Annotated in this window: 21 protein-coding genes and 1 tRNA gene; 13 read left to right on the top strand and 9 right to left on the bottom strand. The window is 62.1% G+C overall.

Annotated features, from left to right (window positions below; all coding sequences use genetic code 11):
- Positions 1 to 14: 14 nt before the first annotated feature.
- Positions 15 to 605 (bottom strand): YqaA family protein, encoded by a 591-nt coding sequence (locus EFB14_RS18795; protein ID WP_125850794.1) that lies wholly within the window; start codon positions 603 to 605, stop codon positions 15 to 17.
- Positions 606 to 805: 200 nt separating this feature from the next.
- Between EFB14_RS18795 and EFB14_RS18800 the strand changes: the two genes are divergently transcribed.
- Positions 806 to 1,096 carry a hypothetical protein gene (locus EFB14_RS18800; RefSeq protein ID WP_126827905.1) on the top strand — a complete coding sequence of 97 codons (291 nt, stop codon included), beginning with the start codon at positions 806 to 808 and terminating at the stop codon, positions 1,094 to 1,096.
- 27 nt (positions 1,097 to 1,123) lie between these two features.
- Here EFB14_RS18800 and EFB14_RS18805 read toward each other — a convergent pair whose 3' ends face one another.
- Positions 1,124 to 2,872 (bottom strand): cation:proton antiporter domain-containing protein, encoded by a 1,749-nt coding sequence (locus EFB14_RS18805; RefSeq protein ID WP_126827907.1) that lies wholly within the window; start codon positions 2,870 to 2,872, stop codon positions 1,124 to 1,126.
- A gap of 213 nt (positions 2,873 to 3,085) precedes the next feature.
- Between EFB14_RS18805 and EFB14_RS18810 the strand changes: the two genes are divergently transcribed.
- Positions 3,086 to 3,370: a hypothetical protein gene (locus tag EFB14_RS18810; RefSeq protein ID WP_126827909.1), complete on the top strand. Its 285-nt coding sequence runs from the start codon at positions 3,086 to 3,088 to the stop codon at positions 3,368 to 3,370.
- 168 nt (positions 3,371 to 3,538) lie between these two features.
- A complete protein-coding gene (locus tag EFB14_RS18815; RefSeq protein ID WP_003582583.1) occupies positions 3,539 to 3,826 on the top strand; it encodes a hypothetical protein in 288 nt (95 codons plus the stop codon).
- 140 nt (positions 3,827 to 3,966) lie between these two features.
- Here the strand turns inward: EFB14_RS18815 and EFB14_RS18820 are convergent.
- Both EFB14_RS18820 and EFB14_RS18825 read right to left on the bottom strand, forming a co-directional pair.
- Positions 3,967 to 4,051: transfer RNA gene (locus EFB14_RS18820), tRNA-Leu, on the bottom strand.
- Between the two features lie 127 nt (positions 4,052 to 4,178).
- On the bottom strand, positions 4,179 to 5,474 hold the full coding sequence (locus tag EFB14_RS18825; RefSeq protein ID WP_126827911.1) for an MFS transporter: 1,296 nt from the start codon (positions 5,472 to 5,474) through the stop codon (positions 4,179 to 4,181).
- Positions 5,475 to 5,601: 127 nt separating this feature from the next.
- On the opposite strand from EFB14_RS18825, the gene EFB14_RS18830 reads away from it, so the two are divergent.
- Positions 5,602 to 6,180 carry a TetR/AcrR family transcriptional regulator gene (locus EFB14_RS18830; protein WP_126827912.1) on the top strand — a complete coding sequence of 193 codons (579 nt, stop codon included), beginning with the start codon at positions 5,602 to 5,604 and terminating at the stop codon, positions 6,178 to 6,180.
- Between the two features lie 75 nt (positions 6,181 to 6,255).
- On the opposite strand, the gene EFB14_RS18835 is transcribed toward EFB14_RS18830, so the two are convergent.
- On the bottom strand, positions 6,256 to 7,236 hold the full coding sequence (locus tag EFB14_RS18835) for an aldo/keto reductase (RefSeq protein WP_126827914.1): 981 nt from the start codon (positions 7,234 to 7,236) through the stop codon (positions 6,256 to 6,258).
- 223 nt (positions 7,237 to 7,459) lie between these two features.
- Between EFB14_RS18835 and EFB14_RS18840 the strand changes: the two genes are divergently transcribed.
- Positions 7,460 to 9,091 (top strand): AMP-binding protein, encoded by a 1,632-nt coding sequence (locus EFB14_RS18840; RefSeq protein WP_126827915.1) that lies wholly within the window; start codon positions 7,460 to 7,462, stop codon positions 9,089 to 9,091.
- On the opposite strand, the gene EFB14_RS18845 is transcribed toward EFB14_RS18840, so the two are convergent.
- The 3 genes from EFB14_RS18845 to secA all read right to left on the bottom strand — a co-directional run bounded on the left by EFB14_RS18845 (position 9,088) and on the right by secA (position 14,673).
- Positions 9,088 to 10,365 carry a GNAT family N-acetyltransferase gene (locus EFB14_RS18845; protein ID WP_126827917.1) on the bottom strand — a complete coding sequence of 426 codons (1,278 nt, stop codon included), beginning with the start codon at positions 10,363 to 10,365 and terminating at the stop codon, positions 9,088 to 9,090. The two genes, EFB14_RS18840 and EFB14_RS18845, sit on opposite strands and share 4 nt — an antisense overlap.
- Entirely contained in the window at positions 10,366 to 11,781 is a 1,416-nt protein-coding gene (locus EFB14_RS18850; protein ID WP_126827919.1) for a lipopolysaccharide biosynthesis protein, read from the bottom strand. It abuts the gene before it with no gap.
- A 177-nt stretch (positions 11,782 to 11,958) separates the two neighbouring features.
- Positions 11,959 to 14,673 (bottom strand): preprotein translocase subunit SecA, encoded by a 2,715-nt coding sequence (gene secA, locus EFB14_RS18855; RefSeq protein ID WP_126827921.1) that lies wholly within the window; start codon positions 14,671 to 14,673, stop codon positions 11,959 to 11,961.
- A 247-nt stretch (positions 14,674 to 14,920) separates the two neighbouring features.
- Between secA and EFB14_RS18860 the strand changes: the two genes are divergently transcribed.
- From EFB14_RS18860 to EFB14_RS18885, 6 genes are all read left to right on the top strand, one after another.
- The gene (locus tag EFB14_RS18860; protein ID WP_126827923.1) at positions 14,921 to 15,802 is read left to right on the top strand and encodes a peptidylprolyl isomerase; all 882 of its coding nucleotides are present in this window, start codon (positions 14,921 to 14,923) and stop codon (positions 15,800 to 15,802) included.
- A 208-nt stretch (positions 15,803 to 16,010) separates the two neighbouring features.
- The gene (argJ, locus tag EFB14_RS18865) at positions 16,011 to 17,252 is read left to right on the top strand and encodes a bifunctional glutamate N-acetyltransferase/amino-acid acetyltransferase ArgJ (protein ID WP_126827925.1); all 1,242 of its coding nucleotides are present in this window, start codon (positions 16,011 to 16,013) and stop codon (positions 17,250 to 17,252) included.
- Positions 17,233 to 18,039, top strand: a complete 807-nt coding sequence (locus EFB14_RS18870) for a GNAT family N-acetyltransferase (protein WP_126827927.1) — start codon at positions 17,233 to 17,235, stop codon at positions 18,037 to 18,039. The genes argJ and EFB14_RS18870 overlap by 20 nt, the downstream gene beginning before the upstream one ends.
- A complete protein-coding gene (gene mutT / locus EFB14_RS18875) occupies positions 18,036 to 18,449 on the top strand; it encodes an 8-oxo-dGTP diphosphatase MutT (protein ID WP_126827930.1) in 414 nt (137 codons plus the stop codon). Before EFB14_RS18870 ends, mutT begins: the two co-directional genes overlap by 4 nt.
- A gap of 126 nt (positions 18,450 to 18,575) precedes the next feature.
- Entirely contained in the window at positions 18,576 to 18,893 is a 318-nt protein-coding gene (locus EFB14_RS18880) for a hypothetical protein (protein WP_125850763.1), read from the top strand.
- Between the two features lie 69 nt (positions 18,894 to 18,962).
- Positions 18,963 to 19,130 carry a Flp family type IVb pilin gene (locus EFB14_RS18885; protein ID WP_125850761.1) on the top strand — a complete coding sequence of 56 codons (168 nt, stop codon included), beginning with the start codon at positions 18,963 to 18,965 and terminating at the stop codon, positions 19,128 to 19,130.
- 15 nt (positions 19,131 to 19,145) lie between these two features.
- On the opposite strand, the gene EFB14_RS18890 is transcribed toward EFB14_RS18885, so the two are convergent.
- The gene (locus EFB14_RS18890; protein ID WP_126827970.1) at positions 19,146 to 20,030 is read right to left on the bottom strand and encodes a methyltransferase domain-containing protein; all 885 of its coding nucleotides are present in this window, start codon (positions 20,028 to 20,030) and stop codon (positions 19,146 to 19,148) included.
- A gap of 77 nt (positions 20,031 to 20,107) precedes the next feature.
- On the opposite strand from EFB14_RS18890, the gene EFB14_RS18895 reads away from it, so the two are divergent.
- Complete coding sequence (locus tag EFB14_RS18895) at positions 20,108 to 20,884, top strand: ComF family protein (protein ID WP_126827932.1); 777 nt, start codon at positions 20,108 to 20,110, stop codon at positions 20,882 to 20,884.
- A gap of 32 nt (positions 20,885 to 20,916) precedes the next feature.
- Positions 20,917 to 21,174 (top strand): glutaredoxin 3, encoded by a 258-nt coding sequence (gene grxC / locus EFB14_RS18900; protein WP_008527594.1) that lies wholly within the window; start codon positions 20,917 to 20,919, stop codon positions 21,172 to 21,174.
- The last annotated feature ends 1 nt before the right edge of the window (position 21,175 follow it).

Below are 21,175 nucleotides of genomic sequence, written 5' to 3' on the forward strand. Positions count from 1 at the left end.
ATCTGACCTTGAATCTAGTGAGCGAGATAGCGGTAGGCGAGGTATAACACGATCACGGCGGCGGCACCGATGCCGACGATCTGACCGAGGCGCTTTTCGATGAAGTGGCGGATCGGCTCGCCGTATCGGCGCAGCAGCCAGCCGAGGAAGAGGAAACGCGCGCCGCGGGCGACGATCGCCGAGACGATGAAGAGACCCAGATTGACGTGGATGACGCCGGACAGAATGGTGACCACCTTGATCGGCGGCAGATGCGCGAGACCGGAGGTCACGAGCAGCAGCAGGATCGTCTCGTAGGTGACGTAGGCCTTCATCTGCTCGAAGGCATCGAGCTTGCCGTAGAATTCGAGAATGGGCCGCGCCACCGTCTCATAGGCGTAATAGCCGAGCGTCCAGCCGGCGATGCCGCCGAGCACCGAGGCGACGGTTGCAATCAGCGCGTAGCGATAGGAGCGTTCCGGCTTGGCAAGCGCCATCGGCAGGAAAAGCACATCGGCGGGAACGAGAAAGATGGAGCTTTCGACGAAGGCGATGACGGCGAGCCAGACTTCGGCCGATTTGCGCGAGGCCAGAGACATGGTCCAGTCGTAAAGTCTGCGGAGCATTCCGTTCCCTTCCTGTTGCGGCGCAAAAAGCTTTAGGGGCCGTGCGCGGTGCTGTAAATGCTCGCCGTGGCCTTCTCGCCACCACCGTTTAAAAATTTTCGTGATCCGATGCATCCGGGTCTCTCACAAGATTTCATGGGATTGCGAATCTGCCATTCTGCGGCAAGCTTTTTTCGGATCGGCATGCAGGGTGGCGTGAGATGATATTCAAGGTGATCGAGGGCGGGCGCGGGCAGGCGGCGTTGGCGGACGAGTGGCCCGAGGCGGGTCACGGACCAAGCCCGGACGACGTGCGGTGGGAGGCCGCCCGGCGGCTCAACGAAAGCGGCTACCATCTCTCCCGCGTCCGGGAATTTGCGACCGGCGCGCCGATGCCGGCAGCACTCAGATATTTGTCGCTGCAGATCGATTTCGCTGCCGAGGCGCTGTCGCGGCTCGATCCTATCCCGGTGGACTTTCGTTCCGATGCCTACTGGCCGACATCTTCCTGAGGCAACCAGGACGGTGCGATCGCCGTTTCAGGACAAGTCCATCGACTTTTCCCATTGCTGGCGCAGCACGTTCATTTCCGTGCGCTTCTCGGCCATTTCGCTGACGATGGCGCGCAGATTGGGATGGCGCGACATGAACATGTTGAAGTCGCGCCGCTCGAGCACCTCGAACTGACAGAAGTCGACGGCGATGACGTCGGCGCTGCGCCGTCCGCCGGTCAGAAGCGCCATCTCGCCGAAGAAGGAGCCTGGCTCCAGGCGGATTGCGCCGCTGGCAAGCCGCACTTCCACGGCGCCGGAAGAGATGAAAAACATGCCGTCGCCGCGGTCGCCGCGGCGGATGACGCGTTCGCCGGGCGGGGCGGATTTCGCCTTGAAGAGCAGCAGTAGCTCCTCCTGCGCGTCCTCGTCGACCTGGGCAAACAGCGGGAAGGTTTCGATCAGCTGCTGCATCTTCAGCTGGTGCTGGCGTTCGCGCTCCTCGCCGAGTGCCCTGATTTTTTCCAGTTCCTTGCCGAGCGTCTTCTGCTTCTTCCTGCCGTAGCTTTCCCAGAGAGCAGGCCATTTCGAATGGACATATTTCTTCAGGCTGTCGGTCGAAAAGATCACCAGCGGGTTGAGGGTGATCGACAGGATCGCGGCGGCAAGGATCAGATCCTGACCCTCATGGGGCAGGAGCCCGAGCGAGACGCCGAGTCCGGCGAGGATGAAGGAAAACTCGCCAATCTGAGCAAGGCCGCCGGCCAGCGTCAGCCCCAGGCCGATCGGGTATCGCAGCAGCAGGACGATGAGGAAGGTGATGATGGCCTTGCCGAGGATGATGAGCGCCAGCGCGCTTATCACGGCCAGCGGCTGGCGCACCAGGATCGAAGGGTCGAAGAGCATGCCGACCGAGACGAAGAACAGCACGGAGAAGGCGTTCTGCAACGGCAGCGAGTCAGCCGCCGCCCTATGGCTGAGCTGGGATTCGCTCATGACGACGCCGGCGAAAAACGCGCCGAGCGCGAAGGAGACGCCGAAGATCGCCGCCGAGCCGAAGGCGATGCCGAGTGCGATCGCCAGCACCGTTAGTGTGAAAAGCTCGCGCGAGCCTGTGCGGGCGATCATGGTCAGCAGCCACGGCACGATGCGAGGGCCGAGGAAGATCGCCATTGCGGCAAAGGCCACCACCTTCAGCAGGGTCAGGGCGATCGCCAGCGCCAGCGGCAGGTCGCCGAGGCCATGGTTCGTCGTCGCGACCGCGTTGCCACCCAGAAGTTCCGCAAGCGCCGGCAGTAGCACCAACGCGAGCACCATCGCCAGATCCTCGACGATCAGCCAGCCGACGGCGACGCGCCCGCTCGGCGCATTGACGAGATTGCGCTCCTCCAATGCCTTCAGGAGAACCACGGTGCTCGCCACCGAGAGGCTGAGGCCGACGACGATGCCGGCGCCGAGGCTCCATCCCCAGAGCTTGCAGAGGCCGATGCCCAACAAGGTGGCAAGGATAATCCGCCCGATCGCGCCCGGCACGGCTATCCCTCGCACGGCGAGCAGGTCGGAGGCGGAAAAATGCAGCCCGACGCCGAACATCAGGAGGATAACGCCCATTTCGGCGAGCTGACCGGCAAGAGCGGTATCGGCGACAAAGCCCGGCGTGAACGGGCCCATCATGATGCCGGCCATCAGATAGCCGACCAGCGGCGGCAGCCGAAGCCTGTCGGCGCCGTAACCGAGGATCGCCGCGAAAACGAAACTGACGGCGACCGTTGCGATGAGTCCGACTTCCTGATGCACGTCTGCCTCTTCCTGTGATGACGGCGGCCACTCTGTACGAAGCGCAAGCAAAATTAAACAGTTGATTTGGGTGATGGGAACGCTGTTTTCGAGGTTCGATCGGTCGCGAACAGATTGTGGCCTCGCTCCGCCCGGCGCGACCGGCCCCTCGCCGATGTTGGAACCACTTTTGTCCTGTCTCGTTGCCTCTTCATCAGGAGAAGGAGAAATAAAATGCGAAAGATCATCCTGAACTGTACCGTGGTGGCCCTTGCCGCCTGTTCGTTTGCCGCACCGGCTCTCGCCGACAGCGTCTATGAGAGGGAGCGTTCCTATGACGACGGCTATCGCGATGAGCGGGTACGGCCCGGCATCACCATCAGCGAGCGCGGCATCACCTTCGGCGCCGTGCGCGAACGCGATCACCGCCGCTATCGCGATAGTGGCTGCGAAACCAGAAGCGTCACCCGCCAGACGGACGAAGGCGAGGTGACCAAGACGGTCCGCCGCTGCTACTGACGGATATATGCTACAATGACGAAGCCCGGTTCTTGTGCGAGCTGGGTTTTCGCCTTTCAGGCGCTCACATATCGATGCGGTGGTGGAAATCGATTTTCGATGTTATGAGCACGCCTTTGGTAAAAGCGCGTTCCCAGCGCAAAGACCTCCCGCACAGGATTTTTCAGCATGATTGAGCTTACCCCGTCCCAGATCGCCGCACTCAAACTCGCCCGGGATGGAGATCTTTATCCCCAGCCGGCCAACAAGTGGACGCACCAGAATGCGACGGTGACCTACGCAAAAACCGACCGGTGGAAAGAGCGGCCCCAGAAAATCAAATCGGTCACCGCTAAGACGTTGGGCGAGTTGAAGGAGCCGGGTTTCCTTGAGAGGCGTCATCTGGATGACGACGGATCAAAAGACGTCTACGGCATCACGATGGCCGGCAAGATGTGGCTGTTGAAGAATAAGTAGTTTTAGCTGGACGTGATGGCGCAGCTAACCGGCGCACCATCCGACCAGTCCGCCTTCGTTTCCGGCGGTACTACGGCGCGATGGTTTTCCGCTTAGCTGCTCTCGTCTGCCTGCCGAGCCAAAGCTCGCAGAGCGAAGGCTGGTGCCCCATGCCGGGGTCGAACCAGCACTTCTTTCGAAACTCGATTTTGAGTCGAGCGCGTCTACCAATTCCGCCAATGGGGCAACGGATACAGACCGGGCGGCTGTCTAACATGCGAGCGCCCGCGCGCGCAAGACGGTTGGGCGAAGTTATCGGGCTGATCCGATTGAAGAGATCCGGCTTCGTTTCGAGGCCGGATCTCTTTTGATCTCAATGGGCGGCGGCCGGCACGGGATTGGTCAGGCCGGACTTCTTCAGCGTGATTGCCAGGATCGAAGCCAGCAGGCAGAAGGCGCCGGCGACGAAGAAGGCGGGCAGATAGCTCGAAAGCTCCGTTCGCGAGAGGCCTGCGCCATAGGCGGCGGTGGCGGCTCCCAGCTGATGGCCGGCAAAGACCCAGCCGAAGACGAGGCCGACCTTTTCACGGCCGAAGCGGTCGGCAGCGATCTTGACGGTCGGCGGCACGGTGGCGATCCAGTCGAGGCCATAGAAGACGGCGAAGATGGAGAGGCCGTAAAAGTTGAAATTGCTGAAGGGCAGATAGAGCAGGGAGAGGCCGCGCAGGCCGTAGTACCAGAACAACAGCCAGCGATTGTCGAACCGGTCGGACAGCCAGCCGGAGCCGATCGTGCCGAAGAAATCGAAAATGCCCATGACGGCGAGAACGCTGGCGGCCGCCACCGGGACAATGCCGAAATCGCCGCAGAGGGTGACGAAGTGGGTCTGGATCAGGCCGTTGGTGCTGAGGCCGCAGATGAAGAAGGTGGCGAAGAGGATCCAGAAGGTCGAGGTCTTCGAGATTTCCCGGAGGACGGTGATCGGCGTCATCAGCGCGACACCGAGCGAGGTGCTTGCCGGCGGCGGCGTCACATGTGTTTCGCCGAGAGCCGGCAAGTTGAGGTCGGCCGGGCGGTCGCGCATGAAAGCCAGCACGGCAAGGGCTGCGACCATGATCATGGCGCATACGAAAAACACCGTCGAGCGCCAGCCGTAGCGTTCCGTCAGCTCGGCCATCAGCGGCAGAAAGACGAGCTGGCCGGTGGCCGAGCTTGCCGAAAGCATGCCGACGACGAGGCCGCGATGCCTGGTGAACCAGCGGGAGGAGACCGTCGCGGCGAGCACCATGGCCGTCAGGCCCGTGCCGAAGCCGACGACGATGCCCCAGAGCAGCAGCAACTGCCACAGCGTGGTCATGAACAGTGAACCGATGAAGCCGGCGCCGATCAGCGCAAGCGCGAAGACGATGACCTTGCGGACGCCGAAATAATTCATGAAGGCGGCGGCGAACGGTCCCATGAAACCGAAAAGAAGCAGACGGATCGCCAGCGCGGAGGAAATCTGTGACGTCTCCCAGCCGAACTCGTCCTGCAGCGGCTTGATGAGAACGCCGGGGGCGCCCATGGCGCCCGCCGTCACCAGCATGGTGAGGAAGGTGGCGGCAACGACGACCCAGCCGTAATGGATGTTGCGCCGGGCGAGGGAGGAGGCGAGGGCTGTGGAAACCATGAGCACAATCCGTTGAAATTCAGCTTCGGGAAGATACGGGAGCGATTTACATGATGATCATCATATTTCTTGCCTATTGATGATGGACGTCATATATTTTGTCAAGCGACTATTTCTGGAGACGACAATGCGGGTCAGCCGCGAGAAATTTGCCGAAAACCGCGAGAAGATCCTGAGCGTTGCCGGCGTGCTTTTCCGCGAGAACGGTTTCGACGGTGTCGGCGTTGCTGACATCATGAAGGCGGCGGGACTGACGCATGGCGGCTTTTACGGCCACTTCAACTCGAAGGACGACCTGGCGCTCGAGGTCAGCCGCAAGCTGATCGACAGGGTGGAAGAGCGCTGGAAGGAGCATATCGCCGAATCGCCGGAGCGGCCGTTGCAGGCGCTTCTCGACCATTACATCCACTGGCGCACCGTCGATGACCCGGGCGGCAGCTGCGTTTTCGCAACGCTGATCCAGGAGGTGAGCCGCAGCCGCGGCGCGGTGCGGGAGGTTTTCAGCGACGGGCTATCGGTGTTGGTCGACACGCTCGCCGACATCGTTCCGGGCGAGAGTGAAGAAGAGCGCCGCGCCAATGCCGCCACAACGCTTTCATCGATGATGGGCGCCGTCATTCTTGCCCGCGCGGTCGAGGACAGGGCGCTTGCCGAGCAGTTTCTGGTGACGATGCGCCGGCAACTTGATCCCGGCACCCGGACATAAACTTAGTCGCAGAAGGCGATGTTCGATCTCCTCTGCGCGTAGTCTCGGCCGATCACCGAGAAATCGACCGGCAAATTATTTGAAGCCGGCGACGGCGTGCGGGATGTAGGGTGCTTCCAGTGCCGCGACTTCCTCGGCCGTCAGCTTGACAGACAGCGAGGCGACGGCGTCCTTGAGATGGTTCGGTTTGGAGGCGCCGATGATCGGGGCCGTGACCGCACTCTTCTGCAGGATCCAGGCGGTCGCGACCTGGGCGCGGGAGATGTCGCGGGCCCTGGCGATTTGCGCCACCGCTTCGACGATCCTGCGGTCGGCGTCGATGGATTGCGTGTAGAGCGTCTTGCCGAATTCGTCGGTTTCGCTGCGCGCTGTCGTCTCGTCCCAGTCGCGGGTCAGGCGGCCGCGGGCGAGCGGACTCCAGGGAATGACGGCGATCTTCTGGTCTTCGCAGAGCGGCAGCATTTCACGCTCTTCCTCGCGGTAGAGCAGGTTCAGGTGGTCCTGCATGCTGACGAATTCAGTCCAGCCGTTCAGCCTGGAAACGTAAAGCGCCTTGGTGAACTGCCAAGCATACATGGAGGAGGCGCCGATATACCGCGCCTTGCCTGCTTTGACCAGGTCGTGCAGCGCTTCCAGTGTTTCCTCGATCGGCGTCGTATAGTCGAAACGGTGAATCTGGTAGAGATCCACATAATCTGTGCCGAGCCGCCGCAGGCTGTTGTCGATCTCGTCGAAGATTGCCTTGCGCGACAGGCCTGCGCCATTTGGCCCCGGCCGCATGCGGTTGAACACTTTGGTCGCCAGCACGATGTCCTCGCGCTTAGCGAAGTCCCGGATGGCGCGACCGACGATCTCCTCGGAGGAGCCGTTGGAATAGGTGTTGGCCGTGTCGAGGAAATTGATGCCGAGGTCGATCGCCTGTTTGATGATCGTCCGGCTTTCCTCCTCCCTGAGGCTCCAGGCGTGGTTGCCGCGGCCGGGATCGCCGAAGGTCATGCAGCCCAGGCAGATTTTCGAGACTTCGAGCCCGGTCTTGCCGAATTTTGCGTATTCCATGAAACGTCTCCGTGATGAATTTGACGACACCCCCTGCGGCTTTGCATGATCTAGTGCGGAACCGACAAAGTCGCAGGGAGCAGAACGAAGAATTTGCGCTGCTATGAGCGCACTGATGCGTGATCGCTTTGAAGCGGAGCTCATGTTTGCCGCTTCCGCCCTCGGCTTGCGCATCCGGGCCGCAAGGTGTTAGCTGGTGCAGCATTTTTACCGGAACCCGACCATGCAACTGCCGTCCCATGATCGCTATGACGATCTCTACCGCGATTTCTCCTGGCGGATTCCGGCGGAATTCAATATCGGCCGCGCCGTCAGCGACGACTGGGCGCACCGGGCGCCGGAGCGCGTCTGTCTCGAACATTTCAGCCCGAACGGCCATCACCGTACGATGAGCTATCGCGCGCTCGCAGACCGCTCCTCGGCCTTCGCAAATGCACTCGTCTCGCTCGGGGTCGAGCGCGGCGATCGTGTCGCGCTGCTCCTGCCGCAATCCTTCGAGACGGTGATCGCACATGTCGCGATCTATAAGATGGGCGCGATCGCGCTACCGCTGGCGCTGCTCTTTGGCGTCGAGGCGCTGGAATACCGGCTGAAGGCGGCAGGTACGGCGGCCATCATCACCAATAGCTTCGGCCTAGAGCGCATCCGGCAGATCCGCGATCGCCTGCCGATGCTGAAACATGTCGTCAGCATCGACGGGAAAAATAAGGACGCACTGGCTTTTTCCGAGCTGGTGGATGCCCATCCCTCCGTCTTCGAGGTCGCCAAGACTGGCCCGGACGATCCGGCGCTGATGATCTTCACATCGGGAACGACGGGGCCGCCCAAGGGCGCGCTGCATGGCCACCGTGTTCTGCCCGGCCATATTCCGGGTATGCAGTTTGCCCATGAGGGCTTTCCGAAAGAAGGCGACAAGGTCTGGACGCCGTCCGACTGGGCCTGGGCGGGCGGGCTGCTCAACGCGCTGCTGCCGAGCCTTCTGCTCGGTGTTCCCGTGGTCTCGTCGCCGGCGCAGAAATTCGATGCCGACATGGCCTACAGGATCATGGCCGAGATGAAGGTGCGCAACGCCTTCATTCCGCCGACGGCGCTGCGGCTGATGCGATCCGTTGCCGATCCGCGTTCGAAATATGACCTGGTGTTGCGCACCATCGGCTCGGCGGGCGAGGCGCTTGGCCGCGAGACCTATGAATGGGCGCGGCGCGCGCTCGGCATCACCGTCAACGAGTTCTACGGCCAGACGGAATGCAACTTCGTGCTCTCGTCGAGCGCTGCCTATGGCGTGACCAGGGCCGGCGCCATCGGCCGGACGGTGCCAGGACACCGCGTTGCGATCGTCGATGAAGCGGGCGAGGAATTGCCGGTAGGGGAACCCGGCCAGATCGCCATCGCCAGTCCCGATCCTGTCATGTTCCTCGGCTATTGGAACGATGTGGCGGCGACCGAGCGGAAGTTCGTCAAAGGCTGGCTGCTCACCGGCGATATCGGCCGGCAGGACGCGGACGGCTACGTCACCTTCGAGGGCCGCGACGACGACGTCATCACCTCGTCGGGATATCGTATCGGCCCGGCCGAAATCGAGGATTGCCTGATCGGCCATCCGGCCGTGCAGCTTGCCGCCGCTGTCGGCAAACCTGACGCCGTGCGCACCGAGATCGTCAAGGCCTATATCGTGCTGTCACCGGGCCATTCCCCAAGCGAGACGCTGGCCACCGATATCAGGGAATGGGTGAAAATGCGGCTTTCGATGCATGAATATCCGCGCGAGGTGGAGTTCATCGACTCCCTGCCATTGACGACCACCGGCAAGGTGATCCGCCGGCTGCTGCGCGAAAGGGCGGCGGCCGAAGGTTAGCCCCGGCCTGCCAGCGACATGATCTTCTCGCGCAGCATCTTCGCCATGTTGCGGGTACTGCGATACATATGGAGCTGGGCGGCGACCTGGCGCATGTCGCGGTCGCCGTTCTGCGTCAGGCCGATCACCAAGGTTCCCATTTCCTCGCGTTCCTGCCAGAAGCGGCTCATGATCGGATGGTCTGAGACGGCGCAGGAATCGGAGCGCACGATGTTAGCGTCGTCGAGATGCCACTCGGTGAGTTCGCTCATCAAGAGCTTGCCCGGCGAATAACGGGCATAGTTCTCGTCATAAGCAGTCTTCCAGGTGTAGGCCTCGCCGCCCATCATCAGAACCACGATGGCGGCGATCGCCTTGCCGTTGAGGTCGATCGTGTGGATGCGCACGGCATCGACGGCGGCAAGGTTCGATACGGCCTCGCGGGCAAAGGCGGTGTGATAGCGATCGGTCACGAGCGCGCTGCGGCGCTTGCCCTTCCAGCCGCCGGCCTCCATCGCCAGGAATTCCTCGAAGCGGACGTGGATTTCGCGAGGCTGGCGCGCGACGGCATAGACCGCCGTTCCCTGTTCCTCCAGCAGGCGCCACTGGCGGCGCATCTCGCGCATATGCGAGGAGGAGACGGTCTTGCCGAGATAGACAGGCGCCTCATCCTCGCTCTGCAGCATCGGGCGCAGGTAGGGATTGGTCACGGTGAGCGGCAGGTTGCGGCTGAGCGCCACGGCCTTGGCCATGCGCACGAAGATGCCGTTCAGCCTCAAATCCGGCAGAACCAGCGTGCTGGGCAGGTTGAGATCCGGGGTGGTCAGTCCCTCGAAGAAATTGTCGAGGGTCTCGGCGGCATCCTCGCCATCGACGAGAGGCGTGCCGAGCGGGCCGAAGCTGTTCGACCAGCCGCGGATGATCGAGGGGCCAACGGCAAAGCCCGGCTTGTCGATCGAAAACGGCATGAGGAAGCGCATGCGGCTGCGGCCGGCGCCGTGGTCACGGATGAGGGCGAAGTTCACCTGCCGATCTTCGAGCCGCGGCATGGCGGGCGCGAGGAAGCGGCCGGAGAAGAAGACGTTCGGTTCCATCGCCCGGTTGGAGAGGAAGTCGAGTTCTTCCTGCAGCTCGTAGCCGAGCTTGCCGGGATAGAGGCAGAGTTCGCGCCCCGGACGGCCGATCTCGGCGCGGGCCTCGGCCTGCGGCGCTTCGAAATTCAATGCGGCAAGGTCATGCACCATCCGATTGGCGATGCTGTCCGTGCTTTCGGTGACGGGGGGAAGGCGCACCATCTATCGAACTCTCATTTCTGGCGTTGCGGCGGAGGGGCTGGCGAAGGCGAAGAGCACGATGCCGAGCGTGCGGCGCACTGCGATATGCAGAAGGATCGCCTCGACCGCCATGGCTGAGGCCGTGGCGACCGCGGTGCCTTCGATGCCGTAATGCGGGATCAAAGCGAGGTTGAGGCCGATATTGGCGGTCAACGCGCCGGCGTAGAGCGCAACGCAGAGGTTCTGCCTGCCGGCCATCATCAGCAATGTTTCGGCCGGTCCGACCAGCGACTTGGCAAGGATGCCGGCAAGCAGGATCGCCATCAGCAGGTAACCCGCGGTGAAGGCGCCGCCGAAGAGCGAAAGCAGCAGGTGACCGGCTGCAAGCACTGCAAGGCCAACCCCGAGTGCCGGCCAGAAGGTCCAGCGGGCGGCGTCGGTGGCGGCAACCGCCAGCTGGGCGTGGTCGCCCTCGGCGATGATCGAGGAAAAGCGCGGGCCGGCGGCGGCCTTGACGGAGAAATTGATGAAATGCACCAGAGCCATCGTCTTGGCAGCGGCGAAATAAATCGCGACATCGTGCGGCTCGAGGAAAATGCCGACGACGACGACATCGGAATTGGTGAGCAGAAAGCTCACGCCCTCGATCAGGAAGATCGGGAAGGCGACGCTGAACCAGGCGAGGAAATCGACTTTGCGTGGGCCTTCGTCGTAATGCCGGCGAAGACGGTAGAGCGTGGCGCAGTATTGGCCGACGGCGGTGACGAAGGTGGCGGCGAGCGCTGCCTGCATGGCGGTGACCGCCGTATGCGGGGCTCCGATCGCGATCGCGATCAGCATGAAGGCGATGATGAGGATCGGGCGGACGATATAGACCGGGCTCAGCGCCATGACAGGCCAGTGGTTTGCCCGCGACGTGCCCTCCAGAATGTCGCCAAGCGCGATCATCGGCATGGCGAGCAGGCCGAGGAAAATCGGGACGAGGTAGTAGGTCTCGATCATATCGCCGAAGAAATGCAGCCCGAGCATGCCGGCGGCGAGCACCACCGTGCCGGAAAGCAGTGCGAAGATGCGTGCCGTGCCGGTGAGGCCGCGGATTTCCTCGAAAGCGCCTGCCGCCCTGTATTGGGGCAGGAAGCGGATGATCGCGGTGTGGAAGCCGAGGCAGGAGAGATCGCCGAAGACGACGACCAGCACCCAGACGAAGACGAAGATGCCGTATTCATATTCGCCCATCAGCCGGGCGAGCACGATCTGGGACAAGAAGGCGAGAGCGGCGCTGAGGATACGGATCGAAAAGGCCGTCAACGCCATGCGCTGAGCCGCCGCCTTCTCGCCGCGTTCGGTGAGCACGGCTGCAAGCATGCGCAGCGTACGGCCGCCGATCGGGCGCAAGCCCGCGGGCAGCATCTTTTCCGCTGTTTCTATGACCGCCATGATGAACACGCAAAACTCTGAAGGTCAGGCAAATCGTCCGCGAAGTCTTGACAGGTCAGGGTTAAGAAACGGTTCCAGGGCAGTCTCGCCACGAAGCCAAAATGCCGGTTTTCCGGTCTTGCCGCAGAAAAGAAAATGCCGCCCGGAGGCGGCATTTCAGGATCGTTGCGATTTGCCTCAGACCTGTTCGAAGGCGCCGTGGCAATGCTTGTATTTCTTGCCGGAGCCGCACGGGCAGGCCTCGTTGCGGCCGACCTTGCCCCAGCTGGCGGGGTCATCAGGATTGCGGTTCTCAGGCGAGACGATGACTTCCGATGCCTGGTAGATCGGAGCGTAATCATCCTCGCCGGTCGTCGGATCCAGGTGATGGGCCTGCATCAGCGGCGGCTCGGGCTCGGCCGGCGCCTGCTGCACCAGTTCGACGCGCATCAGCTGGGCGGTGACCGCCTCGCGCAGATTGTTGAGCAGCGCGGTGAAGAGTTCGAAGGCTTCGGATTTGTATTCCTGCAGCGGATCGCGCTGGGCATAACCGCGGAAGCCGATGACGGAGCGCAGATGGTCGAGGTTGACGATGTGCTCGCGCCAGAGATGGTCGAGCGTCTGCATGACGATCGAGCGCTCGACATAATGCATGATGTCGTCGCCGAAACGCTCGGCCTTTTCCGTGAAGGCGGCATTGGAGGCCTGCGTCAGGCGCTCGCGGATATCGTCCTCGCCGATACCTTCCTCCTTGACCCAGTCCTCGATCGGCAGGTCGAGGTTCAGGGTGTTGGCGGCGGCGGTCTTCAGGCCGACGGCATCCCATTGCTCGGCATAGGCGCGCTCGGGGATATGCTTGTCGACCAGATCCTCGATCACTTCGCGGCGCATGTCGGAGACGGTCTCGGAAATATTGGTCGATTCCATCAGCTCGAGACGCTGTTCGAAGATCACCTTGCGCTGATCGTTGAGAACGTCGTCATACTTCAGAAGGTTCTTGCGGATATCGAAGTTGCGGGCTTCGACCTTCTTCTGCGCGCGCTCGAGCGCCTTGTTGATCCAGGGATGGACGATCGCCTCGCCTTCCTTGAGTCCGAGCTTGGTCAGCATGCTGTCCATGCGTTCGGAACCGAAGATGCGCATCAGGTCGTCCTGAAGCGAGAGATAGAATTTCGAGCGGCCGGGATCGCCCTGACGGCCGGAGCGGCCGCGCAGCTGGTTGTCGATGCGCCGGCTCTCGTGGCGTTCGGTGGCGATGACGTAGAGACCGCCGGCGGCGAGCGCCTTCTGCTTGAGTTCCTTGATCTCCTCGACGATCGCCTGGACCCTGGCGTCGCGCTCCGGACCCGCTTCGACTTCGCCCAATTCGCTCTCGATACGCATGTCGAGGTTGCCGCCGAGCTGGATGTCGGTACCGCGGCCGGCCATGTTGGTGGCGATCGTGACGGCACCCGGCACGCCGGCCTGGGCGACGATATAGGCTTCCTGCTCGTGGTAGCGGGCGTTCAGTACCTTGAAGTTGTCGAAGCCCTGCTTGCGCAGGCGCTCAGCGAGCAACTCCGACTTCTCGATCGAGGTGGTGCCGACGAGCACCGGCTGGCCGCGCTTGTGGGCGTCGAGGATCTCTTCGATGATCGCCTTGAACTTCTCGTCGAAGGTCCGGTAGACCTCGTCGTCCTCGTCAAGGCGCTTGATCGGCAGGTTGGTCGGGACTTCGATGACGTCGAGATTGTAGATGTTGGCGAATTCTTCCGCTTCCGTCTGCGCCGTGCCGGTCATGCCGGCGAGCTTGTCGTACATGCGGAAATAATTCTGGAAGGTGATCGAGGCGAGCGTCTGGTTTTCCGGCTGGATCTGCACCTTTTCCTTGGCTTCAAGCGCCTGGTGCTGACCTTCCGAATAACGCCGGCCCGGCATCATGCGGCCGGTGAACTCGTCGATGATGACGACTTCGTCGTTGCGGACGATATAGTCCTTGTCGCGCTGGAAGAGCTTGTGGGCCTTCAGCGCGTTGTTGATGTGGTGGACGATCGCGACGTTCTCAATGTCGTAGAGCGCGTTGCCCTTCAAAAGGCCGGCCTGGCGGAGCAGGTTTTCGAGCTTTTCGGTGCCTTCTTCGGAGAAGTTGGCGGAGCGCTGCTTTTCGTCGATCTCGTAATCACTAGGCGCCAGCAGCGGGATGAAGGCATCGATCGTGTTGTAGAGTTCGGAGCGGTCATCGAGCGGGCCGGAGATGATTAGCGGCGTGCGCGCCTCGTCGACGAGGATCGAGTCCACTTCGTCGACGATCGCGAAATTGTGGCCGCGCTGGACCATCTGGTTCTTCTCGTACTTCATGTTATCGCGCAGATAATCGAAGCCGAGTTCGTTGTTGGTGGCGTAGGTGATGTCGCAGGCATAGGCCGCGCGGCGCTCCTCGTCGGAAAGGCCGTGAACGATGACGCCCGTGGTCATGCCGAGGAAGCCATAGACGCGGCCCATGGTCGCGGCATCGCGCTGGGCGAGGTAATCGTTGACGGTGACGACGTGCACGCCCTTGCCGGAAAGCGCGTTCAGATAGACCGGCAGGGTGGCGACGAGGGTTTTGCCTTCGCCGGTCTTCATCTCGGAGATCGCATTCGAATGCAGGATCATGCCGCCGACGAGCTGTACGTCAAAAGGTCGCAGGCCGAGAACGCGGCGCGAGGCCTCGCGCACCACGGCAAAGGCGGGAATCAGGATGTCGTCCAGCGTCTTGCCCTCGGCAAGCAGCGCGCGGAATTCCACCGTCTTCGCTGCGAGCTGCTCGTCCGTCAGAGCCTTCGTCTTCTCTTCGATAGAGTTGATGGCAGTGACGTTCGGCTGATACGACCGCACGCGGCGATCATTGGACGATCCAAATAACTTGCGGGCTATGCCGCCAAAGCTGACCATGTGACTGGCCCTTTCTCAATATTTCATCCCCGGCGTTTCTTGTTGGCGACCCAGCCGAAAATCAGGCGCGCAGCTTAAAACGCCCGGAAACTGTTCTGGACGCGAGGTTGCGTGACAGATAAGAGGGGGGTCGAATGATGTCAACGGATTTGGCGGATACAGAAAGGCCACAATCCGATGTTGATGGCTATTTTGGGCTGGATTCAGGGGATACTGAAGCCGGCGATGTAACTGTGAAGGGTATTTCATGTTGAGCACCAACAAATTCGCCGCGCTGGCGTTTGTAACTTTTGTTGCGCTCCAGGCGCCCGCCTTTGCTGACGATGCAATCGTCGCCAAGGTCGGTAAACTGGAGATCCATCAGTCGGAACTCGATCTCGCCGTCGCCAATCTCGATCCGCAGCTGGCGCAGCTGCCCGATGAGCAGAAGAAGGTCGCAGCCCTGTCGGCCGCCATCGATGTGAAGCTGCTCGCAGCCGACGCCATCGCCGAGAAGCTCGATCAGACCGACGAATTCAAGAAGCGCATGCAGTATCTCGCCGACCGCGAGCTGCACAATGCCTATTTCAAGAAGCATGTCGTCGACACCGTGACGCCCGACGAAGTCAAGGCGCGCTACGACAAGGAAGTCGCAGCCCTGCCGAAGCAGGAGGAAGTCCACGCCCGCCACATCCTCGTCAAGACCGAGGACGAAGCCAAGGACATCATCAAGCAGCTCGACGCCGGCAAGGATTTCGCCGAACTCGCCAAGGAAAAGTCCACCGATCCGAACAAGTCGGAAGGCGGCGATCTCGGCTATTTCACCCGCGGCCGCATGGTCAAGGAATTCGAGGACGCAGCCTTCGCGCTCGAAAAGGGCACCTATTCCAAGACTCCCGTCAAGACCGACTTCGGCTATCACGTCATCAAGGTCGAGGATAAGCGCGACGCTGCTCCGCCGCCCTTCGAGCAGGTGCAGGATCAGGTTCGTCAGCTTGTCATGCGCGACAAGTATCTTGCGCTCCTCGCCCAGGCGAAGACGTCCGCCAAGGTCGAGATCATGGATGAGACGCTGCGCAAGGGCTACGACGAGGCCAACAAGCAGCCGGAGCCGGGCAGCGAGCCCGTAGCGCCCGCGCCGCAGAAGTAATATTCGCATCAAGGGCCCGGTTCTTCCGGGCCCTTCGTTAGATCCGGGGCCGGAAATCCGAATCCGGATCTAAATCAAAAGCAGAGCGTGATGCCGAAAACCGCTCGCACTTTTCGGCATCATGCTCGATCATCGTTTATGGTCGCATTTCCGGACGGCGAACCGGTTCCCATTTCGCCTGGAAATGCTCTTTGGCAGGTGTCGCATCATGTCCGGTTCCGTCTCCCCGCTCGCTCCGAAATCTTTCGTCGCCATGCCCTCGCTGCGCGGCGTGCGCATGGCGACGGCTTCTGCCGGCATTAAATACAAGAACCGCACCGACGTGCTGCTGATGGTCTTCGACAAGCCGGCAGCGGTCGCAGGCGTCTTCACCCGCTCCAAGTGCCCGTCGGCGCCGGTCGATTTCTGCCGCGCGAACCTTCCTCATGGCAGTGCGCGGGCCGTCGTCGTCAACTCAGGCAACGCCAACGCCTTCACCGGCCTGAAGGGTCGCCAGGCGACCGCGCTGACGGCGAAGTCGGCTGCAGCAGCCGTCGGCTGCGGCGAAAACGAGGTCTATCTGGCCTCGACCGGCGTCATCGGCGAGCCGCTGGATGCCACCAAATTCTCAGGCGTCCTGGAGCGGATGCAGGCCGAGGCCACCAGCGATTTCTGGTTCGAGGCCGCAAAAGCGATCATGACGACCGACACCTATCCGAAGGTCTCGACCCGCAGCGCTGAGATCGGCGGCGTCACTGTCACGATCAACGGCATTGCCAAGGGTGCCGGCATGATTGCGCCCGATATGGCGACGATGCTTTCCTTCGTCGTCACCGATGCCGATATCGCGCCCGCGGCTTTGCAGGCGCTTCTGTCCGACGGCGTCGGTCCGACTTTCAATTCCATGACCGTCGACAGCGACACGTCCACCTCCGACACGCTGATGCTGTTTGCGACGGGTGCCGCGGCCGAGGACGGTCAGGCCCGCATCGAACGTGCCGACGACCCGCGCCTTGCCGCCTTCCGGGCCGCTCTCAACGACGTGCTGAAGGATCTGTCGCTGCAGGTGGTGCGCGACGGCGAAGGAGCGACGAAGATGCTGCAAATCACGGTGACGGGCGCCGAGAGCGACGCCGCCGCCAAGCGCATTGCGTTGTCGATCGCCAATTCGCCGCTGGTCAAGACGGCGGCCGCCGGCGAAGACGCCAATTGGGGCCGTATCGTCATGGCCGTCGGCAAATCGGGCGAGATGGCAGACCGCGACCGGCTCGCCATCTGGTTCGGCGACGTCAGGGTCGCCGTCAATGGCGAGCGCGATCCCGATTATTCCGAGGAGGCCGCCTCGAATGTCATGAAGGCGCAGGATATCCCCGTCAAAGTCGATATCGGCCTCGGCACTGGTTCGGCAACCGTCTGGACCTGCGACCTCACCAAGGAATATGTTGCGATCAATGGCGACTATCGGAGCTGATCGTTCATTGGCGCAGGCATCCACTTCCCCGCAAAATCTGCCGCTGGTCCGCAGGCTGGAGGCCGTCGGCTTTCGTGCCTGGCCGGCGGCTTCCGTGCAATATGACGGCAGCTGGCAGGTACGGCTGACAGCCGGCCACCCGTCCAACCGGCTGAATTCCATCGTGCCGCTCGATCCCTCGGATCATCGCGACGTCGAAATCCGCCTGGAAAAGGCGCGCCGGAAATTCGAGGCCTATGGCCGCGCCGCCGTGGTCCGCCAGACGCCGCTTGCCTCGCCGGTGCTGATCGATCTTCTGCGCGCGCAGAACTGGACGCAGTTCGACGAGACAGTTGTGATGACCTGCGATCTCGCCGAGGCGGAACTGCCGGATACGCTTGATCACCTGCCGACCCACGATGTCGGCCGTTTCGTCGACGCCAACCTTGCCGTCGACCGGGCGCCACCGACGCTGAAGCCGGCGCTTGCCGAAATCATTTCGGCGATCAAGCCGCCGTCGGGCCTGTTCTTGATCGAGAATGCGATGGAAGGCCCGCTTGCGACCGTGCTCTGCGTCCAGGACAACGACCTTGCCGGCATCATGTCGCTTTCGGTTTCCGAGACGCGGCGGCGCGAGGGGCTCGGCACCGAAATTCTGACTTCGGCTCTACGCTGGGCGCGCATGCGCAGCGCCCGCTCGGCCTGGCTGCAGGTGAAGCTTTCCAATCGCCCGGCCATCGCCCTCTATGAGCGCCTCGGCTTTCGCGACGCCTATCATTATTGCTATTGGCAGCAGGAGCCACGATGAGCGATGCAGGTCGGAAGATATTGCTGGTCGCGGCCTGTGCGCTGATCGATGCCGACGGGCGTATTCTATTGGCACAGCGGCCAGAGGGAAAGTCGCTTGCTGGGCTCTGGGAATTTCCGGGCGGCAAGGTTGAGCCCGGCGAGACGCCGGAGGAAACGCTGGTGCGCGAACTCGAGGAAGAGCTCGGCATCAGGACCAAGATCGCCTGTCTGGCGCCGCTCACCTTTGCCAGCCATTCCTACGAGACCTTCCACCTGCTGATGCCGCTTTATATCTGCCGGCGCTATGAGGGCATTGCCGAAGGTCGCGAGGGTCAGGCTCTGAAATGGGTGCGTCCGCAGGCGCTGCGCGACTACCCGATGCCGCCGGCCGACGAGCCGCTCATCCCGATGCTGCAGGATTTACTTTAGCGTTACCTGATTATTATCACCCAACGCCATTTTCGGCTGTGGATATTAATAGATCGTTTAACACCTTCTGCCAAAGATCGGCCTCAATCAAGCATCTGGCGTGCGTGTATAAAAAGGCTTGACGTCATGGACGATGATTTCTGGAAAGCTGTCCGGGAAAAGGAACGGGCTTCGTCTGCCTCGCGCAGGACGGGTGCGCTCAATATCGCCCTTCTGTTCGGCACGGCGGTGGTGGCCCTGACGCTCATCCTGACGCCCATGCTTGCGGATTCCTCGAAGAAGAGTGTCTTTGCCAGCGCTCCGGTGGATTTCGACACGATCACGACGGGATCGATTCCGAAGGATGAAGGCGGCAAGCGTTATACGATCCGCCGCAGCGTCCTTCAGGAGACGCCCGGTTCGGTCTGCGTCGTCCAGGGATACGGGGTCGGCTCCGGTTGCTGAAAATGCCGGCCGTCGCCCGATGGCCGTGGAATTTGTTGAAGCATTCGGTTCACGCAGAGGGATGGGGTAATGCGTCTTTTGAAAGCATTTTTTGCAGATGACAGAGGTGCGACGGCGGTCGAATACGGCCTGATCGCCGCCCTCATTTGTACCGCGCTCATTTCCGGTCTCGGTTTTTTCACCAATGCCCTGCAGAACGTCTTCGGCGTGATCAGTAACAATCTGCCCGCAAATTGAATAGGCCGCCTGCGGCTACTGTCTGAGCTTGTGCTCGTCCACCTTCAGCGCATCGGCAAGGCGTGCCTTGGCGGAGCCCGGTTGGAGCGGCTTTTGCTGGCTCTCGTGCGGAGCCCATCCCGAGACATAGATGATCGAAAAGGTCGCGCGGATGCGCCCGTCGGGATCGGAATAACGTTCGGCATAGATCTCCGCCGCGCGCAGGAAAAAGGCGCGCGTCAGCGGCATGCGGCCGCGGGCTGCGAGCGGATTGCTCATGCCCATCGCTCTGAGGTCCCGCATCAGGGGGAAAAGCGAGTCGTACCGTACCATGTAGTTCTCCGCGTCGATCACTGGCAGCGTGAAGCCGGCGCGTTGCATGAGGCTGCCGACATCGCGCACATCAGCGAAGGGAATGACGCGTGGGCTTGCGCCGCCCGTCATCTCGGCCTCGGCGGCCAGCAGCACCTCGCGCAATTCCTGCAGCGTGCCGGCGCCGGGGATCGCGGCCAGGAACAGGCCGTCCGGCTTCAAGGCGCGCCGGATCTGGATGAAAACACCCGGCGTATCATTGGTCAGATGCAGGCTGAGCGGCGCAAGGACGAGGTTGGCCGATTGCGGCTCGAGCGGCACCTCTTCGAGCGGCGCCTCGATCAAGGTTTCGCCTGGGGCCGCATAGGCTGTCTCGCTTTCGACGCGGATCATCCTGCCGATCTTGCCGGTCGCCATTGCCGCCCGGGCGGCCGCACCTGTCGCGCCGTGCAACTCGACAGCTGTTTCGAAGCGGCGCTCGACGACGGCAAGCCTTTCGGCCATTTCTTCGGCGGCGATGTCGAGCAGGAAGGCGGCTTTCGGATCGTTGCCGACAAGCGCGCGATGGCGATGTGCGGCAATCAGGGCTCTGTCGAAGATCGTTTCCATGGCGATGTCCATAGTCCCGCCTCGCTGAAGCGGCAAGGCGATTTTCCTTTTCGAGGCTATGCGGTAGTCTGAGCCGCATGGAGCCGATCGATTTCGAAACTCCGTCAAAATTCTTGCGGGCGCATCTCTTGCGGCCGCTTTCGGCGCTGGCCGATTTCCTCTATCCGCCCGCCTGTTCCGTCTGCGGTATTTCCACAGGCGGCCATCGCGGGCTCTGCGCGAAATGCTGGTCCGGCATCCGCTTCATCGAACGGCCCTATTGCGAGGTGCTCGGCATTCCTTTCTCGCATGATCTCGGCACGGGCATCCTCAGCGCCGAGGCGATCGCCAATCCGCCGCCCTTCGACCGGCTGCGGTCGGCAGCGACCCACGACCATGCGGTCCGCGATCTCGTTCACGGGCTCAAATATCGCGATCGCACCGATCTGGCGCCGATGATGGCGGCCTGGATGCTGCGCGCCTCCGACGGCACGGTCGAAAGTTGCGATGCGCTGATCCCGGTGCCGCTGCATCGCACCCGCATGCTGGCACGCAAGTTCAACCAGGCGGCCGAGCTTGCCCGCCATATGGCTGGGCTTTCGGGCAAGCCGCTGCTTGCCGCCACCCTTGTCCGCGTCAAGCGCACCAGTCAGCAGGTCGGTCTTGGGGCGAAGGCGCGCGAAGACAATGTCAGGGGTGCTTTCGCGATTGCCAAGGATTGCGAAAACGATGTCTCCGGCAAGCGCATCGTGCTTATCGACGATGTCTATACGACGGGGGCGACGGTCGCCGCCGCAAGCCGGACGCTACGCAAGGCGGGGGCTGCGGATATCACGGTTTTGACCTTTGCAAGGGCTCTCGCCGAGCCTATATGACAGAAAATACCCGGCATCCGTCTGGAGATATCATGGTACCCGTCACGATCTATACACGGCAGTTTTGCGGCTATTGCACCCGCGCCAAGTCCCTTCTCGAAGAAAAGGGCGTCGAATATGTCGAGCACGATGCGACTTTCTCGCCTGATCTTCGCCAGGAAATGATCGGTAAGTCGAACGGGCGCACCACCTTTCCGCAGATCTTCATCGGTGTCGATCATGTCGGCGGTTGCGACGATCTTTTTGCGCTCGATCGGGCCGGCAAGCTCGATCCGATGCTGGCGGCCTGAG

Origin of the sequence: Rhizobium fabae, assembly GCF_003985135.1 — a bacterium.
GTDB lineage: Bacteria > Pseudomonadota > Alphaproteobacteria > Rhizobiales > Rhizobiaceae > Rhizobium > Rhizobium pisi.

Excerpts from the sequence above, each read along its gene's own strand:
- EFB14_RS18795 (WP_125850794.1), bottom strand. The coding sequence starts at position 605 with ATGCTCCGCAGACTTTACGACTGGACCATGTCTCTGGCCTCGCGCAAA.
- EFB14_RS18800 (WP_126827905.1), top strand. The coding sequence starts at position 806 with ATGATATTCAAGGTGATCGAGGGCGGGCGCGGGCAGGCGGCGTTGGCG.
- EFB14_RS18810 (WP_126827909.1), top strand. The coding sequence starts at position 3,086 with ATGCGAAAGATCATCCTGAACTGTACCGTGGTGGCCCTTGCCGCCTGT.
- EFB14_RS18815 (WP_003582583.1), top strand. The coding sequence starts at position 3,539 with ATGATTGAGCTTACCCCGTCCCAGATCGCCGCACTCAAACTCGCCCGG.
- EFB14_RS18825 (WP_126827911.1), bottom strand. The coding sequence starts at position 5,474 with ATGGTTTCCACAGCCCTCGCCTCCTCCCTCGCCCGGCGCAACATCCAT.
- EFB14_RS18830 (WP_126827912.1), top strand. The coding sequence starts at position 5,602 with ATGCGGGTCAGCCGCGAGAAATTTGCCGAAAACCGCGAGAAGATCCTG.
- EFB14_RS18835 (WP_126827914.1), bottom strand. The coding sequence starts at position 7,236 with ATGGAATACGCAAAATTCGGCAAGACCGGGCTCGAAGTCTCGAAAATC.
- EFB14_RS18840 (WP_126827915.1), top strand. The coding sequence starts at position 7,460 with ATGCAACTGCCGTCCCATGATCGCTATGACGATCTCTACCGCGATTTC.
- EFB14_RS18845 (WP_126827917.1), bottom strand. The coding sequence starts at position 10,365 with ATGGTGCGCCTTCCCCCCGTCACCGAAAGCACGGACAGCATCGCCAAT.
- EFB14_RS18850 (WP_126827919.1), bottom strand. The coding sequence starts at position 11,781 with ATGGCGGTCATAGAAACAGCGGAAAAGATGCTGCCCGCGGGCTTGCGC.
- secA (WP_126827921.1), bottom strand. The coding sequence starts at position 14,673 with ATGGTCAGCTTTGGCGGCATAGCCCGCAAGTTATTTGGATCGTCCAAT.
- EFB14_RS18860 (WP_126827923.1), top strand. The coding sequence starts at position 14,921 with ATGTTGAGCACCAACAAATTCGCCGCGCTGGCGTTTGTAACTTTTGTT.
- argJ (WP_126827925.1), top strand. The coding sequence starts at position 16,011 with ATGTCCGGTTCCGTCTCCCCGCTCGCTCCGAAATCTTTCGTCGCCATG.
- EFB14_RS18870 (WP_126827927.1), top strand. The coding sequence starts at position 17,233 with ATGGCGACTATCGGAGCTGATCGTTCATTGGCGCAGGCATCCACTTCC.
- mutT (WP_126827930.1), top strand. The coding sequence starts at position 18,036 with ATGAGCGATGCAGGTCGGAAGATATTGCTGGTCGCGGCCTGTGCGCTG.
- EFB14_RS18880 (WP_125850763.1), top strand. The coding sequence starts at position 18,576 with ATGGACGATGATTTCTGGAAAGCTGTCCGGGAAAAGGAACGGGCTTCG.
- EFB14_RS18885 (WP_125850761.1), top strand. The coding sequence starts at position 18,963 with ATGCGTCTTTTGAAAGCATTTTTTGCAGATGACAGAGGTGCGACGGCG.
- EFB14_RS18890 (WP_126827970.1), bottom strand. The coding sequence starts at position 20,030 with ATGGAAACGATCTTCGACAGAGCCCTGATTGCCGCACATCGCCATCGC.
- EFB14_RS18895 (WP_126827932.1), top strand. The coding sequence starts at position 20,108 with ATGGAGCCGATCGATTTCGAAACTCCGTCAAAATTCTTGCGGGCGCAT.
- grxC (WP_008527594.1), top strand. The coding sequence starts at position 20,917 with ATGGTACCCGTCACGATCTATACACGGCAGTTTTGCGGCTATTGCACC.